This window comes from Labrys sp. LIt4, from assembly GCF_017813775.1.
GTDB lineage: Bacteria > Pseudomonadota > Alphaproteobacteria > Rhizobiales > Labraceae > Labrys > Labrys okinawensis_A.
This window is the reverse complement of record NZ_JAGIPY010000005.1, coordinates 448,238-461,320: the sequence shown is the minus strand read 5'-3', so window position 1 is coordinate 461,320 and position 13,083 is coordinate 448,238. Positions and strand designations below refer to the sequence as shown.

The 13,083-nt window shown below is 63.1% G+C and carries 16 protein-coding genes; 7 read left to right on the top strand and 9 right to left on the bottom strand.

Annotation, left to right across the window (positions count from 1 at the left end):
• Nucleotides 1-110: 110 nt before the first annotated feature.
• Both J8I29_RS12870 and pdxH read right to left on the bottom strand, forming a co-directional pair.
• Entirely contained in the window at nt 111-863 is a 753-nt protein-coding gene (locus tag J8I29_RS12870) for an SDR family oxidoreductase (RefSeq protein ID WP_105862292.1), read from the bottom strand.
• A 148-nt stretch (nt 864-1,011) separates the two neighbouring features.
• Complete coding sequence (pdxH, locus tag J8I29_RS12865) at nt 1,012-1,656, bottom strand: pyridoxamine 5'-phosphate oxidase (protein WP_209431957.1); 645 nt, start codon at nt 1,654-1,656, stop codon at nt 1,012-1,014.
• 21 nt (nt 1,657-1,677) lie between these two features.
• On the opposite strand from pdxH, the gene J8I29_RS12860 reads away from it, so the two are divergent.
• From J8I29_RS12860 to J8I29_RS12850, 3 genes are all read left to right on the top strand, one after another.
• Nucleotides 1,678-2,178 carry an RT0821/Lpp0805 family surface protein gene (locus tag J8I29_RS12860; protein WP_209431923.1) on the top strand — a complete coding sequence of 167 codons (501 nt, stop codon included), beginning with the start codon at nt 1,678-1,680 and terminating at the stop codon, nt 2,176-2,178.
• 203 nt (nt 2,179-2,381) lie between these two features.
• Nucleotides 2,382-2,600: a hypothetical protein gene (locus J8I29_RS12855; RefSeq protein WP_105862294.1), complete on the top strand. Its 219-nt coding sequence runs from the start codon at nt 2,382-2,384 to the stop codon at nt 2,598-2,600.
• A gap of 317 nt (nt 2,601-2,917) precedes the next feature.
• Nucleotides 2,918-3,106: a hypothetical protein gene (locus J8I29_RS12850; protein WP_105862295.1), complete on the top strand. Its 189-nt coding sequence runs from the start codon at nt 2,918-2,920 to the stop codon at nt 3,104-3,106.
• A gap of 647 nt (nt 3,107-3,753) precedes the next feature.
• Here J8I29_RS12850 and J8I29_RS12845 read toward each other — a convergent pair.
• Together J8I29_RS12845 and J8I29_RS12840 are read right to left on the bottom strand one after the other, a co-directional pair.
• On the bottom strand, nt 3,754-4,341 hold the full coding sequence (locus J8I29_RS12845; protein WP_105862296.1) for a L,D-transpeptidase: 588 nt from the start codon (nt 4,339-4,341) through the stop codon (nt 3,754-3,756).
• 601 nt (nt 4,342-4,942) lie between these two features.
• Nucleotides 4,943-5,245: a hypothetical protein gene (locus J8I29_RS12840; protein ID WP_105862297.1), complete on the bottom strand. Its 303-nt coding sequence runs from the start codon at nt 5,243-5,245 to the stop codon at nt 4,943-4,945.
• A 366-nt stretch (nt 5,246-5,611) separates the two neighbouring features.
• On the opposite strand from J8I29_RS12840, the gene J8I29_RS12835 reads away from it, so the two are divergent.
• Nucleotides 5,612-7,312: a VWA domain-containing protein gene (locus J8I29_RS12835; RefSeq protein WP_209431922.1), complete on the top strand. Its 1,701-nt coding sequence runs from the start codon at nt 5,612-5,614 to the stop codon at nt 7,310-7,312.
• A 38-nt stretch (nt 7,313-7,350) separates the two neighbouring features.
• Here the strand turns inward: J8I29_RS12835 and J8I29_RS12830 are convergent, their stop codons facing one another.
• Together J8I29_RS12830 and J8I29_RS12825 are read right to left on the bottom strand one after the other, a co-directional pair.
• The gene (locus J8I29_RS12830; RefSeq protein WP_209431921.1) at nt 7,351-7,620 is read right to left on the bottom strand and encodes a hypothetical protein; all 270 of its coding nucleotides are present in this window, start codon (nt 7,618-7,620) and stop codon (nt 7,351-7,353) included.
• Nucleotides 7,621-7,807: 187 nt separating this feature from the next.
• On the bottom strand, nt 7,808-8,143 hold the full coding sequence (locus J8I29_RS12825; protein ID WP_105862300.1) for a GIY-YIG nuclease family protein: 336 nt from the start codon (nt 8,141-8,143) through the stop codon (nt 7,808-7,810).
• Nucleotides 8,144-8,324: 181 nt separating this feature from the next.
• On the opposite strand from J8I29_RS12825, the gene J8I29_RS12820 reads away from it, so the two are divergent.
• Complete coding sequence (locus J8I29_RS12820; protein ID WP_209431920.1) at nt 8,325-8,750, top strand: DUF1330 domain-containing protein; 426 nt, start codon at nt 8,325-8,327, stop codon at nt 8,748-8,750.
• Here the strand turns inward: J8I29_RS12820 and J8I29_RS12815 are convergent.
• Both J8I29_RS12815 and J8I29_RS12810 read right to left on the bottom strand, forming a co-directional pair.
• A complete protein-coding gene (locus J8I29_RS12815; RefSeq protein WP_209431919.1) occupies nt 8,725-9,660 on the bottom strand; it encodes an alpha/beta hydrolase in 936 nt (311 codons plus the stop codon). The genes J8I29_RS12820 and J8I29_RS12815 overlap by 26 nt on opposite strands.
• Nucleotides 9,661-9,691: 31 nt before the next feature.
• The gene (locus tag J8I29_RS12810) at nt 9,692-9,949 is read right to left on the bottom strand and encodes a hypothetical protein (RefSeq protein ID WP_105862303.1); all 258 of its coding nucleotides are present in this window, start codon (nt 9,947-9,949) and stop codon (nt 9,692-9,694) included.
• Nucleotides 9,950-10,166: 217 nt separating this feature from the next.
• Here J8I29_RS12810 and J8I29_RS12805 point away from each other — a divergent pair, with 217 nt between their 5' ends.
• Nucleotides 10,167-11,753 (top strand): gamma-glutamyltransferase, encoded by a 1,587-nt coding sequence (locus J8I29_RS12805; RefSeq protein ID WP_209431918.1) that lies wholly within the window; start codon nt 10,167-10,169, stop codon nt 11,751-11,753.
• A gap of 21 nt (nt 11,754-11,774) precedes the next feature.
• Nucleotides 11,775-12,494 carry a DUF1045 domain-containing protein gene (locus J8I29_RS12800; RefSeq protein ID WP_209431917.1) on the top strand — a complete coding sequence of 240 codons (720 nt, stop codon included), beginning with the start codon at nt 11,775-11,777 and terminating at the stop codon, nt 12,492-12,494.
• Between the two features lie 112 nt (nt 12,495-12,606).
• On the opposite strand, the gene J8I29_RS12795 is transcribed toward J8I29_RS12800, so the two are convergent.
• The gene (locus J8I29_RS12795) at nt 12,607-12,981 is read right to left on the bottom strand and encodes a helix-turn-helix domain-containing protein (RefSeq protein WP_105862305.1); all 375 of its coding nucleotides are present in this window, start codon (nt 12,979-12,981) and stop codon (nt 12,607-12,609) included.
• Nucleotides 12,982-13,083: the final 102 nt, after the last annotated feature.

Here is a 13,083-nt window from a genome sequence, read left to right as displayed (position 1 = left end):
CGGAAGGCTGCGCAGGGGGGAAGGGGCGATAGACCTATTTGTTGAGGAATAGACCCGCACCGTCATGCCGGACGTATAATCCGCCGCCTTGTGTTCCCGGAAGATTGCCGTCAGACGTGCTGGCCGCCATTGATGGCGATCTCGGCCCCGTTCACATAGGAACTCTGATCCGTGCACAGAAAATAGATGGTCTTGGCCACCTCGTCCGGCGTACCGAGGCGGCGCATCGGGATCTGAGCCACGATCTTCTCGGTGCCGGGCGACAGGATCGACGTATCGATCTCACCGGGCGCGATCGCATTGACCCTGATACCTCGCGGCGCAAAGTCCGAGGCCATTTCGCGGGTCAGCGCCGCCAGGGCCGCCTTTGACGTCGCATAGGCGGCACCGGCGAAGGGATGGACACGCGCGCCGGCGATCGAGGTGACGTTCACCACCGATCCCTTGACCTGTTCGAGTTCCTCGATCAGCCCGCGCGCGAGCATGATGGGCGCGAAGAAATTAACCTGGAACACCCATTGCCAATCGGAAAGACCGGTGTCGATGCTGCTCAGGCGCGACCCGTTCTTGCCCTTGGGCGAGATCGCCGCATTGTTGACCAGCGCATGCAGGCCGCTGCCGTCGAGACGGCGTTTGATCTCCTCGATCGCTTCTTCTGTATTGCCCGGGTCCGAGAGATCGACCTGGATATGATCCTCCGGCCCTGCCTCCCAAGGACACTCCTCGGGAAAAGCATGGCGGGAGCAGGTGATGACCCGCCAGCCCGCCGCCGAAAAGCGCTTGACGGTCGCGTGTCCGATCCCTCGGGAGGCGCCGGTGAGGATCATCGCGCGCTGCGGATGCTGGGCGGAACTGCTTGCCATGAGAATAACCGATCGAAAAAGAGGCGGCTCCAGGGAGCCATGCCACAAGACATAGATATCACGACGCCCAAATGAAATAGGGCGACGGATCGCCGCGACAGGCGAGCGAAGGTCAGGCCATCATTCGGATCGCCGGGGCCGGATGATCTCAGGGATAGAGCTGCTCTCGCTGCCAGCCACCGTGCGCCTGCCCGCGCCGGAATACCAGGCGGTCATGCAACCGGAACGGCCTGTCGTGCCAGAATTCGATCTGCACCGGCAGGATACGGAAGCCCGTCCAGTGGGGCGGGCGCGGAATTTCGCCGATGGCGAATTTGGCCGTATAGGTCGCCACCGCCTTTTCGAGGGCGAAACGCCCCTCAAGCGGCCGCGACTGCTGCGAGGCCCAGGCACCGATCCGGCTTCCGCGCGGGCGCGTGGCGAAATAGGCGTCGGCCTCCGCATCCGTAACGCGCTCCACCGGCCCGCGCACCCGCACCTGCCGGCGCAGGCTCTTCCAATGAAACAGCAGGGCGGCCTTGGGCGTGCCGGCCAATTCCTGGCCCTTGGCACTCTGGGTGTTGGTGTAGAACACGAACCCCTTGTCATCGAGGCCCTTGAGCAACACCATGCGCACATCCGGCAGCCCTTCGGGATCCACCGTGGCGAGCGCCATGGCGTTGGGATCGTTGGGCTCGGATTTCTCCGCCTCCGCGAGCCACTGCGCGAACAACAAAAATGGTTCGGACGCATCCAGGAAGCCGGCGGAGTCACCCGGCGTTAACTCGCCCGTGCCAGGATTACCTAACGTCATGGTCATTGGGGTGGCTCCACTGTGTTCAGCCTGTTCGTCTTCAAGGGCGCTTATAACGCGTACCGCGTCCGCGGCCCACTGTCAGCGCTGTTCGCCGGTGTCATTTTGACAGGCTGCGCCATTTCGACGCCGCTCGGCCCGATCTTCGGTTCCGCCGAGGACCAGACGACGACGGGCTCGATCCCCGCCCAGGATCTTCGCTTCAACGCCAGCATGACCGATGCCGACTGGCAGCAGGCCAAGGCCGCTCTGCAGGCCGCCATGGATCCCCAGAATCCAGGCGCTTCGATTCAATGGTCCAACATGGCGACCAACGCCCATGGCTCGGTGACGCCCGTGGCCGAGCCCTATGTCGAGAACAAGCTCACCTGCCGCAGCTTCGTAGCGGCACAGTCGGGCCAAAGCGGCGGGACGGTCAGGGGATCGAACCCGGCGCAATGGTACCAAGGCAAATCCTGCCGCAAGAGCGGTACGCCCTGGTCCATCGTCAGCGTACAGCCCTGGGCCCTGCCGAGGGCATAAATCGCCGGCGCCGGCAGCCCGGTTAATCGAACATTCAGGTGGCTGCGCTTATACTGTTCACCATGCCGTGCGAAGTATCACGGGGCTTTCACGTTAACCATGATAGCTTCGCCGCCAAATATTCACAGTCCGGCCCTCACCTCGCTTCAAAGCACCTTCAGGGTGAATGTAAGTAGAGCGTGTCGTTGCGTATGGAGTTAATCATGACGACCTCCCCTCTTTCCTCTGCCCGACCGAGCGAAGGGCCCGCACCCCAGCAGGGGTCCCCGCGCGAACAGTTGCAGCACCTCTATCGTGCCATCGGCATTTCGGCTGTCGCCGCCGCTGCGGCGCAGGTGGCGCGAGTGGTGGCCAAGCCTGAAAAACCCAAATATGAAATGCCAGCCTGCCTGCGCGAGGAAGACGACGATCTCGCCGCTTGAGCGAAAACATTCTGCATTTGTCGATATGCGACGCGGCCACGACGGCTTGAATGCGGCATACTGGTAATATTGAACTTATGAATGAATCGCAGCCGCGCCGCAAAGCGCGGCTTTTCTTTATGACGTGGCGGCTCATTTACTTGTGACGTTCTTGCAACATGTTGCAGCAAAATAGCATCGATGTCGCAATTGGGCCAATCATGTCGCCGTTCCGTCATAATTCCCGCGCCTTCGCTGTCAATTATAAGCCAAGTTATTGTCGTACCTGCGTAAATCTGCACACGTAGCTGTCGTGTATCTTGGTTGAGGACCAGATTATGGACATCGAGGGATCGCGTCTCCAGCAGCCCGCTCAGGACAAGCGGGAAAAGCTCGAGGATCGTTATGGCAAGATTGCCATGCCGGCTCTGGCTGCAGCCGTCGGGGCAGCGCGCAAAGAAAAGGATCAGCGTCAGATGAGCGCGGAGGCAGCTTATACCCGCCTCCAGCAAATGGCCCAGTCGTAAGACCTGGTATACTTTCCTTTACGGCACTAGACCTGTTACGGCTGGCAACCGGCTTTTCCGGATGCGACGCCTTTGTGCGTAAGTACGGTTGGGCGATGGCCGACTGATATCGGCCGCCCTGGCAGGACGAGAATGCGCCGAAGCTGCCGGTTGAAATCGTCTTCGGCCGTTTGCACTCGATACGCCGAGCTGATCGAACTCCCGGCACACTGCGCACATTGCCTCCGCTGCCCAATCTTGGGTCCCGGTCACATCTTTGTTCATGCCGAAGGGCGCCTGGAGCGCCTGGCGATTAGACGGCATCACCTCGAATCGCAAAGACGCGTCGAAACAAGAGCTAGAGCAACCAGGCGATCGCACTCGAGCGCGCTTTGCTCCTGCGTCTCTCGCCGCCGTGCGGCGAAGATCGGCTGTTTCACTGGACGGATCCGGCTGGGCCCCTTCGTCATTTCCTAGCCGCCCCCAATGATCGCCTTCTCCGCCGAACCCGCGGCGGCAGGCGCCCACGGAGGACAGCGCCAGCAGCCGGCCATGACAGCGAATGGCGGGGCGACCTGGACAACAAAAAGCCCCGGTGGAGATCCGGGGCTCTTGTCGAGATCACCTTGGATTTCGCGCCCTGCCCAGCACAGCGCCGAAATCCATCGTCAGCGCACGATCACCTTGGTGCCGGCGGGAACGCGGTTATAGAGATCGATCACATCGATGTTGCGCATGCGGATGCAGCCGGACGATACGCTGCGGCCGATCTTCTCGGGCTCGTTGGTGCCATGGATGCGATAAAGCGTGTCCTTGCCGCCCTGGAAGAGATAGAGCGCGCGCGCCCCCAGCGGGTTGGTCCAGCCCCCTTCGGTGCGCTTGACATGCGGCCAGCGCGCAATCATCTCGGCCGGCGGATTCCAGGTCGGCCACTCCGCCTTGTGATCGATGACCGCCTCGCCCGTCCAGCCGAAGGCCTCGCTGCCGAGAGCCACGCCATAGCGCATCGCCTTGCCGTCGGGCAGCGTGTAATAGAGCAGATGCTGCTTGGTCTCGACCACGATCACACCCGGCGGCTCTCCGGTGGGATTGTCGACCATGTAGCGGGCATACATCTTGTCCACGTCGCCGGTCGGAATCATCGCCATGAACTGCGCGTCCCGCTCCGAGAGCACGGGATCGGCCGTCTTGGTATATTGGCAAGCGCCCAGACTCAGCGACATGGCCGCGAGCACGGCATAATGGACCAGTTTCATAGTACCCCCGAATACGTCAGCGCGTAGCTAGTACCGCCATCATTATGGTTACTGTTCGGTTAAGCCCGGCGGTACAGGCAGACGAGAGCCGGAAACCTCAACACATGCACAGTACAAAAATGAAACAACCAGTGGGTGTCAATGCGGCGTGATTAAAAAACAAGAAGTGTTGCCGATATCATACGCTGCAGCGTCGCCGCCCCCGCGAACCTCAAATCCGGAGGGTTTTGCGATCCGGCACAATCGCCGGGACTTGCAAAGGCACGTCGAAACAAAGAATTAAGGCCATGAGCACCGGGACATCGACGCACCTCTCCATGGCCAGGCACATCGCCCTCGTTTCCTGAGAGGAAGTTGGGATAGGCATAAGAATTGCAGGCTACATTCTTTAAAAAACTACACCTCTCTCCTGGCGAGACGGGTGTGAAGCTTTTTCTCTACAGGATGCCCAAGCTGAAAGGAGCGGACAAACCTCCTGCAAGGCCTGCCCGCTCAAGTTACTGCTATGGAGAGTAGAGTTACGTCCACGGCAACCCGGTTTCCCGGTCGCTGCACCACTGTGCCTTACGGCACAGCCGGCCGCCGCAGCAGCGACTATTCGTCAATGAGCAGTCGAGGGACGCGTCGGCGCCGAGAAGCTCAGGGCGCTGTCGATTCCGGCGATAATTCCGCGGGCCAGGTCGACATGACGGCCGACTCCGGCGGAAAGGGCATCCCGCATCTGGGAGTCGAGAGGAGAATTATTGATGGCAACACCGAGGCTGGACAAGGTCGCGCAAAGCTCTCCCAGCAGACGCTGGTGCTGTCGGATCGACAGCATATAGGCGCGATGCAGCTCGGTGATATCTGGCGCCGACATGTCGACATCGTCGTTCCAGGCCAGGCGTTCGTTTGAGGTCAACATCGATAGTCCCCGACGATTTTGCGTGGGCTCGTGCTGAATTTCGGCCCCGCTGATGCAGCAATGGTTAATTGGAAACGGCCCCTTCGCGCTGTGCGTTTTCGCACATCGCTGTGGGGCGGTATCCTCATGCCGCCTGTCCAATCAGGGGGAAGAAGGGCATCGGCGGCATATGGGAGGGGGCGCCGCTGCTGTCGAGAGAACACCATCGCCCTCTATCCGCCTATGCGAAAGCGCACAGAGTGGTAACTGGCGGCGGCGACGCGGTCCGCGGCCATATCGGGCGCCACAACCTTTGCTTGTATTCGAACCTGCAAAGGGCGAGCATGGTGCAACAGGCGTCCGACGACGACTCCATTGGAGTTTTCCATGCAGAAAGGCTTTTGCTTTACCCTTCTGGGCCTCCTCGGCCTGGCCGGCGCCTCGTTGGCGTTTGCCGCGAGCGCGCGGGCCGAGGAAGGAGCTCGCGTCATGCTGGTGCTCGACGCCTCGGGCTCGATGTGGGGCAAGGTGGGCGCGATCACCAAGATCGAAGCGGCCCGCCAAACCGTCGGCACCATCTTGAAAGGCTGGCCCTCGGAGGACCATCTCGGCTTGATCGTCTATGGCCACCGTCGAAAAGGCGACTGTGCCGACATCGAGATGCTCAAGCCGGTCGGGCCTGTCGACGGGCAGACATTCATGACCATGGTCGGCGGCTTGACCCCCAAGGGCCGCACACCGATGACGGACGCCGTGCGAGCCGCCGCCGAGGCGATGAAGGGGCATGAAGGCCGGGCGACCATCATCCTGGTTTCGGACGGCGTCGAGACCTGCAACGCCGACCCCTGCGAAGTCGCTGCCAACCTGAAGAAGGCCGATATCGACCTCGTCGTCGACACCGTCGGCTTCGACATCAAGGATCCGGAGGCCAATCGCGAACTGCGCTGCATGGCAGCGGCGACAGGCGGCATCGCCCTGCAGGCCGAGGATGCCGGCGAACTCACCAAGGCGATCCAGCAGGCCGTCCATGCCGCTCAGGGCAATCCACCTCCGCCGGCACCAGCCCCTGAACCCAAGATCGAACCGAAGGCGGAGCCCAGACCGGCATGGAACCTCACCGGCTATGCCCGGCTGGCCGCCGGTGACGATCCGCTCACCGACAATCTGCAATGGGAACTCACCCGGCTGGCGCCAGAAGGCGTCACCCCTGAAACGGTGATGACCAGCTACAACGCCAACATCCATGAACAGGTTGCTCCGGGCGACTACATCCTGACACTCACGGCCGGACAGGCCAGCGTGCGGGCACCCGTCACCATCAAACCCGGCGAGATGAACCGCGTCGACATGGCGCTGAACGCCGGCCGCCTCGGCCTGCGCGCCAAGCGGACGGCGACGGAAACCGCCCTGGAAAACGCGACCTGGACCGTCAAGGCCAAGGGCGGCACCGACGACCTGTTCACCAGCTATGATGCCGAGACGGCGGTCATCCTGCCGGCGGGCGAATACAGCGTCACGCTCAAGCTCGGCACGTCCATCCAGTCCCGCGACGTCGAGGTCGCACCGGCCGAAACGGTTCCCGTCGAGATCATCGCCGGGGTGGGCAAGCTCAAAGCCAAGGTTGTGTTCGTTTCCGGAGGCTCCCTTGTGAAGGACCCCCATGTGGAGATCCTCGCCGGCGCCACAGCGGTCGACGGCGAATCATTCCTGGCCGATGCCTATGACGGCGAGCCGGTCTTCGATATTGCAGCCGGCACGTACCGCGTTCATGTCCATATCGACGGTGTAGACCGGGTATTCCCGCTGGAGATCAAGGCCGGCGAAACGGTGACGGCTTCCTTCCCCCTCGATGCGGGCCTTGCCGCCCTCGACGCACCGGGCGCGGATTCGGTGCGCATCACCAGCCCCGAAACCGATATTTATGGAGAGGCGAAGGAAATCACCCGGCTCTACACCCTGCCGGCGCACTACGTCCTGCCTGCCGGCAAATACAAGATCAGTGCCTGGAAGGGCGATGTCAGCATCGTCCAGGACGTCGAGATCAGGGCAGGCATTCGCAATGAGGTGAAGCTGGCCCTGCCACAATGATCCCGGCTTCGTCGGCGCAGTCGGTGAACGCGCTTATGTCAGGGGAACACCAGATATCGTCTCCTCGCGCCGCTGCGGGTATCGGCCACCAGGAGTTCGATGGTGTCGACCTCGCCCTCGTGCCGTAGGCCGGCCACCACCGTGGTGACGGTCAAGTCCGGCCAGGCTCGCCGCACCGCCAGTCGAATCGCCTGCTCGACATCCAGCTCCATCCGTGTCGGATCGGGCATGCTCCAATCCTCGAAGACGAGCCCGAGCGTTCGCGCCAGCGTGATGCGAAGCTGATCGTCGCTTGGAAGATCGGACATGCGAAGAGCCCCCCGTAACCACGACGCACATCATGCGCTGGTCCGGCCGCAAATGAGAAGCATCACATCGCTCGAGATTGACCAGCCGGATTGAGGCGCCTTCAGCGTCGCAGAAACGCTTTGGCATTGCGACGCTATGTCAGGGTGAAGACGCTGGGAAAGCGCGTCTTTCTTTCGGAGGGCGATATCAAATCGGCTTTGCCGCCAGGGCCGCGACCCAGTGATCGAGCCGCTCCTTCAGGACCCGTTCGCGCACGAAGGCGACCTCCTCATCCTCAAGTTCCTCCACGATCTCGAGCCTGAAGGCGTGCTCTCCATGTTTCTTCCAGGCAGTCTGCAAGGCCTGATTCAGGCTGACGCCCTGGCCCAGGGTGAACCAGAGCCTGTTGCGGATCTTGGAGAGGTCCGGCGCCCGGCCGACCCAGCAGTCTCCTGTCTCGGCGCAGCGGACAGCGTAGATGCCGGCTGCGATCTTGCGCTTCTTGTAGGCGTCGACGACCGCCTTGCGCTCTTCACGTTTCATGGGCGGCCTCCTTCGTCCGAGCCGGAATGGCATTGAATTTCGGCGGACAGCCTTAAACCAGATCCGCACACTCTGCAATATTACCCGGGTATATTGACTTCAAAAATTTCTCCCGGATATAAACCCGGGAGTTTCACCCGGCCTGTCCAGGGCTGGACCTTCCCGAATACCGAGGAAAATCATGCAGCCTTTTCTCTCTCCCTCGCAGGAGGCTGGACGGGCCTTCGTAATGCGCGGCCTTTCCGGACCCGTCACCATGCTCAACCTGCTGCGTTTTCGTGAGGTCGCCGACTATTCGGCATCGCCGGATCTCGCCCCTGCCGCGGAAATCAGCGGCGAGGAAGCCTTTCGACGCTATATCGTCCACACGCTGCCCTTTCTGGCGCGAAGCGGCGGGGAACTGCTGTTCCTCGGCACTGGCGGGGCTTTCCTGATCGGGCCCGAAACGGAACGCTGGGACCAGGTCATGCTGGTCCGGCAGGCCACGGTACAGAGCTTCCTCGCCTTTGCCGACGACGGGGACTATCTCGCCGGGCTCGGGCACCGCACCGCCGCCCTGGCTGATTCCCGTTTGCTGCCGCTCACGCAGTTGCCGATTCCGGCCTGAAGCGCGCATTCAACAACTCGCCGATCTGCCTTCGCGCGCGTTCGGCCTCCGGCAGCGGCAACAGCATCCAGGCATGCACCATGCCGGCCTGCTCGAGGAGTTCGACGGGCTGCCCGGCCGCCTTCAAGCGCTGCTCCAGCCTGTGGGCCTCGGGATTGAGGAGATCGGCGGTGCTGGTCATGATGGCGATCGGCGCCAGCCCCCGCATCTCGCCATAGAGCGGACTGACCGCGGGATCGTTTAAGGGCAGGTCGCCGGCATAGAGGCGTGCGGCCGCGCGAGCCGCCTCGGGCGTTATCACGGGATCATGCGGCCTATGCGCCAGTGTCGCCGGGTCGTCCATGGTGAGGTCGAGCCAGGGCGAAAGCAGAACGAGCTGGCCAGGCTGAGGCTGGCCGGCCGCGACCAGGGCCTGGGCCAGCGCGAGCGCCAGCCCGCCTCCGGCCGAATCGCCCATCACCACCACACGCTCCGGCGCAACCCGGGCGCACAGATCGGTGTAATGCGCCAGCACGCTCGCCAGCACTTTCCGATGACCGTTTTCGGGAGCCAGCGGATAGAAAGGCACCGTGACGCTGCAGCCGGTGCGCCGAATCAGATTTTCGAGAAAGCGCCAATGCAGGAAGCTGATCGCAAACGAATAGGCGCCGCCATGCAGATAGAGCAGGTGAAAGGGCGCCTTCCCGCCATCGCGGGCTCCGAGATGAAACACGCGGTCACCATGCGCAATGTCCTGCCGGATCTCACACAGATTGCGCAAGCGGGCGGAGGGCAATGCAGGGCCGGTACGGCGGCTCAGGCGGATCAACGCCTGCAGAACCGGCGGCCTAGCCCAATCCTTCACCCTGAGCAGGCGAAACAGACCATGGAGCGAGCGTGAGGCGAAACTGGGCTCGGCGGCCGCGGGCATCCCACCGGACGGCGCCTCGAGAGTTTTCGCCTTAGGACCTGGCGCCTTCACGCTTGAAAATCGGCTCAACCCGGCTGGCCTGCCGCAGGAAGACGAAAATGGCATAAAAGGCCACGAGGCCGAACACGCATTGCAGGACGACTTCAACCGTGGGCCCGAGCTGGAAAAAGCCAGCCAGCGCCCAACCGGAAGCCCAGGCCGCACCGAGCAACTCGGTGCCGATCAGAATGGCGGCCGAGCAAACGGTGATCAGGCTGGGCCAATTGATGGACTTGTCAGAGCTGGGCAAAGGCGGCTCCCTGGCGGCTTCCGTGAACGTCGTCCCATGCCTCTATACCATCGCGTCGCGCTTTGCTACGCCCCTTCTGGAAAGAAGCGCGCTGGAGCGAATTGGCACTCTTGCGCTAACGCTTTGTTTCCGTGCGCCTTTGCGATTCCGGCAGATCGCAGGGTGTGTGAGATGACAAATCGTCCATGTAAGTCTTCGCCTGGAAAGCCCCTGCCCCATGGAAACCCCCGTTTTCGGTCATGCCGCCGTCGCCACGCCCCATCATCCGGCCAGCGAAGCCGGCCAGCGCATCCTGATCCAGGGCGGCAACGCCATCGAGGCGATGATCGCCATGGCAGCCACCATCGCCGTCACCTACCCGCATATGAACGGGATCGGCGGCGATGGCTTCTGGCTGGTGGCCGACAAAAGCCGCCGCGTCCGGGCGATCCAGGCCTGCGGCCCCGCCGGCAGCCGGGCCACCCTCTCGGCCTTGCGCGATCTCGGCCATGACGAAGTGCCGTCTCGCGGCGTCCTTTCCGGCCTTACCGTTCCCGGCGCGATCGCCGGCTGGCAGATCGCCGCCGACATGGCCAGAGCCTTCGGCGGCCGGCTGCCCCTGGCCCTGCTGCTGGAAGACGCCATCCGCCATGCCCGAGAAGGCATTCCCGTGTCGGCTTCGCAGGCTCGCGTCGAGCCGGCCGAAATCGACGAACTCAAGACCGTGCCGGGATTCGCCGCCCACTTCATGCCGTCCGGCGAGGCCCCCAAGGCTGGAGACCGCCTCGTCCAGCCGGCCCTTGCGGGACTGTTGGAACAACTCACCCATGCCGGGCTCGACGATTTCTATCGTGGCGACGCGGCCCGTGAAATCGCGGCCGATCTCGACCGCGCCGGTGCCCTCGTCACCCGGGAAGACCTCCGGCGCTATGAAGCAAGGCTGCGCGAACCGTTGAGCCTTGCCCTGCAGGGTGTCACGCTCCATAGCCTGCCGCCCCCGACGCAAGGTCTTTCCACGCTGATCATCCTTGGCCTCGCCGAGCGCCTCGGCCTCGAGCGGGCGGGTAGCTTCGACCACCTCCATGGCCTAGTCGAGGCTGCCAAACGGGCATCGGCCATCACTGATCGCGAGATCGCCGACCCGGCCGTGATGAGCGCCGATCCCGCCGGCTTTCTCTCCTCCGGCTTCCTCGGCCACGAAGCCGCGGCGATCTCGATGACGCGTGCCGCCGCCTTCCCGCTGCCAGGCGCCAAGGGGGACACCGTCTGGATGGGCGCGATCGACAGGGAAGGCCTCGCCGTCAGTTATATCCAGTCGCTCTATTGGGATTACGGCTCAGGCCTGGTCCTGCCGAAGACCGGCTTGCTGATGCAGAACCGCGGCGTGGCCTTTTCGCTGGACGTGCGCTCGCCCCGCGCTTTGGCGCCCGGGCGCCTGCCCTTCCACACCCTTGCGCCGGCCATGGCGCTGTTTTCCGATGGGCGGACAATGCCGTTCGGTACCATGGGCGGCGATGCCCAGCCGCAGATCCTGGCACAGATATTCTCGCGCTATCGCCTGGGCGAAAGCCTCGCGGCCGCCGTCGACGCCCCGCGTTTCACGCTCGCTCGCGACAGGGGAACCGGAAAATCCGCATTGCAATTGGAAGATCGTTTCGACGAGAGCCTTCTCAATGCGCTCGACCGCGCCGGTCATGCCATCGACATCGGCGCGGCCTATGCGGATAGCTTCGGCCATGCCGGAGCACTCGTCCGCCATAGCAGGGACGGGCGCATCGAGGCCGTGCACGACCCGCGCGCCGACGGCGGCGCCCTGGGGCTTTAGAATTGTCATGGACGCTTGAGAATGGCCACACGTTACGCGATCTATTATGTGCCCTCTGCCGATTCGGCGCTCTGGCGCTTCGGCAGCGAAGTCCTGGGTTACGACGCCTTCACCGGCCAGGACGTGCCGCAATGGCATCCGCCCGGCATTGCGGCGGCGGACTGGCACGCGATGACCGCCGACCCTCGGCTCTATGGCTTTCATGCCACCTTGAAGGCGCCCTTCCGCGCTGCCGAAGGGTGGGGCGAGGCGGCCCTCGCCTCGGACTTCCTCGCCTTCGCAAAGGGCCACAGGCCGGTCGATCTCGGCGCCTGGGTCATCCAGCCGATCCCCTCCTCGCGCAGCGGCCGTGCCTTTCTCGCCATCGTCCCGGCAGAACCGCCGGCTGAATTGGCCGCCCTGGAAGGCAGCATCGTCAGTCATTTCGACAGGCTGCGCGCGCCGCTCACGCCCGCCGAGATCGCCCGCCGCAATCCCGAGCGCCTGAGCGAACGCCAGCGCACCTATCTTCACGCCCACGGTTATCCCTATGTGCGCGAGGAATTCCGCTTCCACATGACACTGTCGGGCGCCATCGAGAACGCCGCAGCCATCGGCGAGCGCCTGGACCGGCGAGCGAAGGAGCTCGAGGTCGCCCCCCGCCTGCACATCGACCGTCTCGGCCTGTTCCGCCAGGACGATGGCGGGCGTTTCCGCGTCATCGACGTCGCCCTGCTCCAGGGCGTTTTCCAGAAAAGTTGATAGACTTTTCGATTAAGAAAACGCGTCAAAACAAGGAATTAGAGAGCAAAGTGCGATTCGGAGAAATCGCACTTTGCTCCAGGGCTGACGACGCCGGCTTTTTCCGCCATGGTCAGGCCGCGTCCGCCCTTTCGGCGGCATGCGGCTTGCCGTACAGCCCGATATGGGCATCGCCCCAGGCCTTCAGCGCCAGCAGGACCGGCTCCATGCTGCGGCCGAGCGGCGAGAGGCTGTATTCCACCTTGGGCGGCACCTGCGCATAGACCTTGCGCTCGATCAGCGCATCCTCCTCCAATTCCCTGAGTTGATTGGTCAGCATGCGCGGCGTGACATTGGCGATATGGCGGCGGATCTCGCTGAAGCGCAGCGTGCCCGAAAGCAGATGGAACAGGATGATCGACTTCCACTTGCCGTCGATCAGGCCGATGGCAGCCTCGACCGAACAGCCCGGCGCGCAATCGAACCGGGAATGGCGTGCTTTGGCCATGATAGTATCCTTTTTGACACTATAGGCTTTCTTTGTGCCTATTGACGATATCCGATCATAAGCACAGGTTCCGCCCACAGCAATCAGCGACGAGGAGCGAAC

What these genes read in the sequence shown, in the direction of transcription:
- J8I29_RS12845 (WP_105862296.1), bottom strand. Translation starts at nt 4,341, where the DNA reads ATGAAACTGGTCCATTATGCCGTGCTCGCGGCCATGTCGCTGAGTCTG.
- J8I29_RS12855 (WP_105862294.1), top strand. Translation starts at nt 2,382, where the DNA reads ATGACGACCTCCCCTCTTTCCTCTGCCCGACCGAGCGAAGGGCCCGCA.
- J8I29_RS12835 (WP_209431922.1), top strand. Translation starts at nt 5,612, where the DNA reads ATGCAGAAAGGCTTTTGCTTTACCCTTCTGGGCCTCCTCGGCCTGGCC.
- J8I29_RS12805 (WP_209431918.1), top strand. Translation starts at nt 10,167, where the DNA reads ATGGAAACCCCCGTTTTCGGTCATGCCGCCGTCGCCACGCCCCATCAT.
- J8I29_RS12815 (WP_209431919.1), bottom strand. Translation starts at nt 9,660, where the DNA reads ATGCCCGCGGCCGCCGAGCCCAGTTTCGCCTCACGCTCGCTCCATGGT.
- J8I29_RS12800 (WP_209431917.1), top strand. Translation starts at nt 11,775, where the DNA reads ATGGCCACACGTTACGCGATCTATTATGTGCCCTCTGCCGATTCGGCG.
- pdxH (WP_209431957.1), bottom strand. Translation starts at nt 1,656, where the DNA reads ATGACGTTAGGTAATCCTGGCACGGGCGAGTTAACGCCGGGTGACTCC.
- J8I29_RS12830 (WP_209431921.1), bottom strand. Translation starts at nt 7,620, where the DNA reads ATGTCCGATCTTCCAAGCGACGATCAGCTTCGCATCACGCTGGCGCGA.
- J8I29_RS12850 (WP_105862295.1), top strand. Translation starts at nt 2,918, where the DNA reads ATGGACATCGAGGGATCGCGTCTCCAGCAGCCCGCTCAGGACAAGCGG.
- J8I29_RS12795 (WP_105862305.1), bottom strand. Translation starts at nt 12,981, where the DNA reads ATGGCCAAAGCACGCCATTCCCGGTTCGATTGCGCGCCGGGCTGTTCG.
- J8I29_RS12820 (WP_209431920.1), top strand. Translation starts at nt 8,325, where the DNA reads ATGCAGCCTTTTCTCTCTCCCTCGCAGGAGGCTGGACGGGCCTTCGTA.
- J8I29_RS12825 (WP_105862300.1), bottom strand. Translation starts at nt 8,143, where the DNA reads ATGAAACGTGAAGAGCGCAAGGCGGTCGTCGACGCCTACAAGAAGCGC.
- J8I29_RS12840 (WP_105862297.1), bottom strand. Translation starts at nt 5,245, where the DNA reads ATGTTGACCTCAAACGAACGCCTGGCCTGGAACGACGATGTCGACATG.
- J8I29_RS12870 (WP_105862292.1), bottom strand. Translation starts at nt 863, where the DNA reads ATGGCAAGCAGTTCCGCCCAGCATCCGCAGCGCGCGATGATCCTCACC.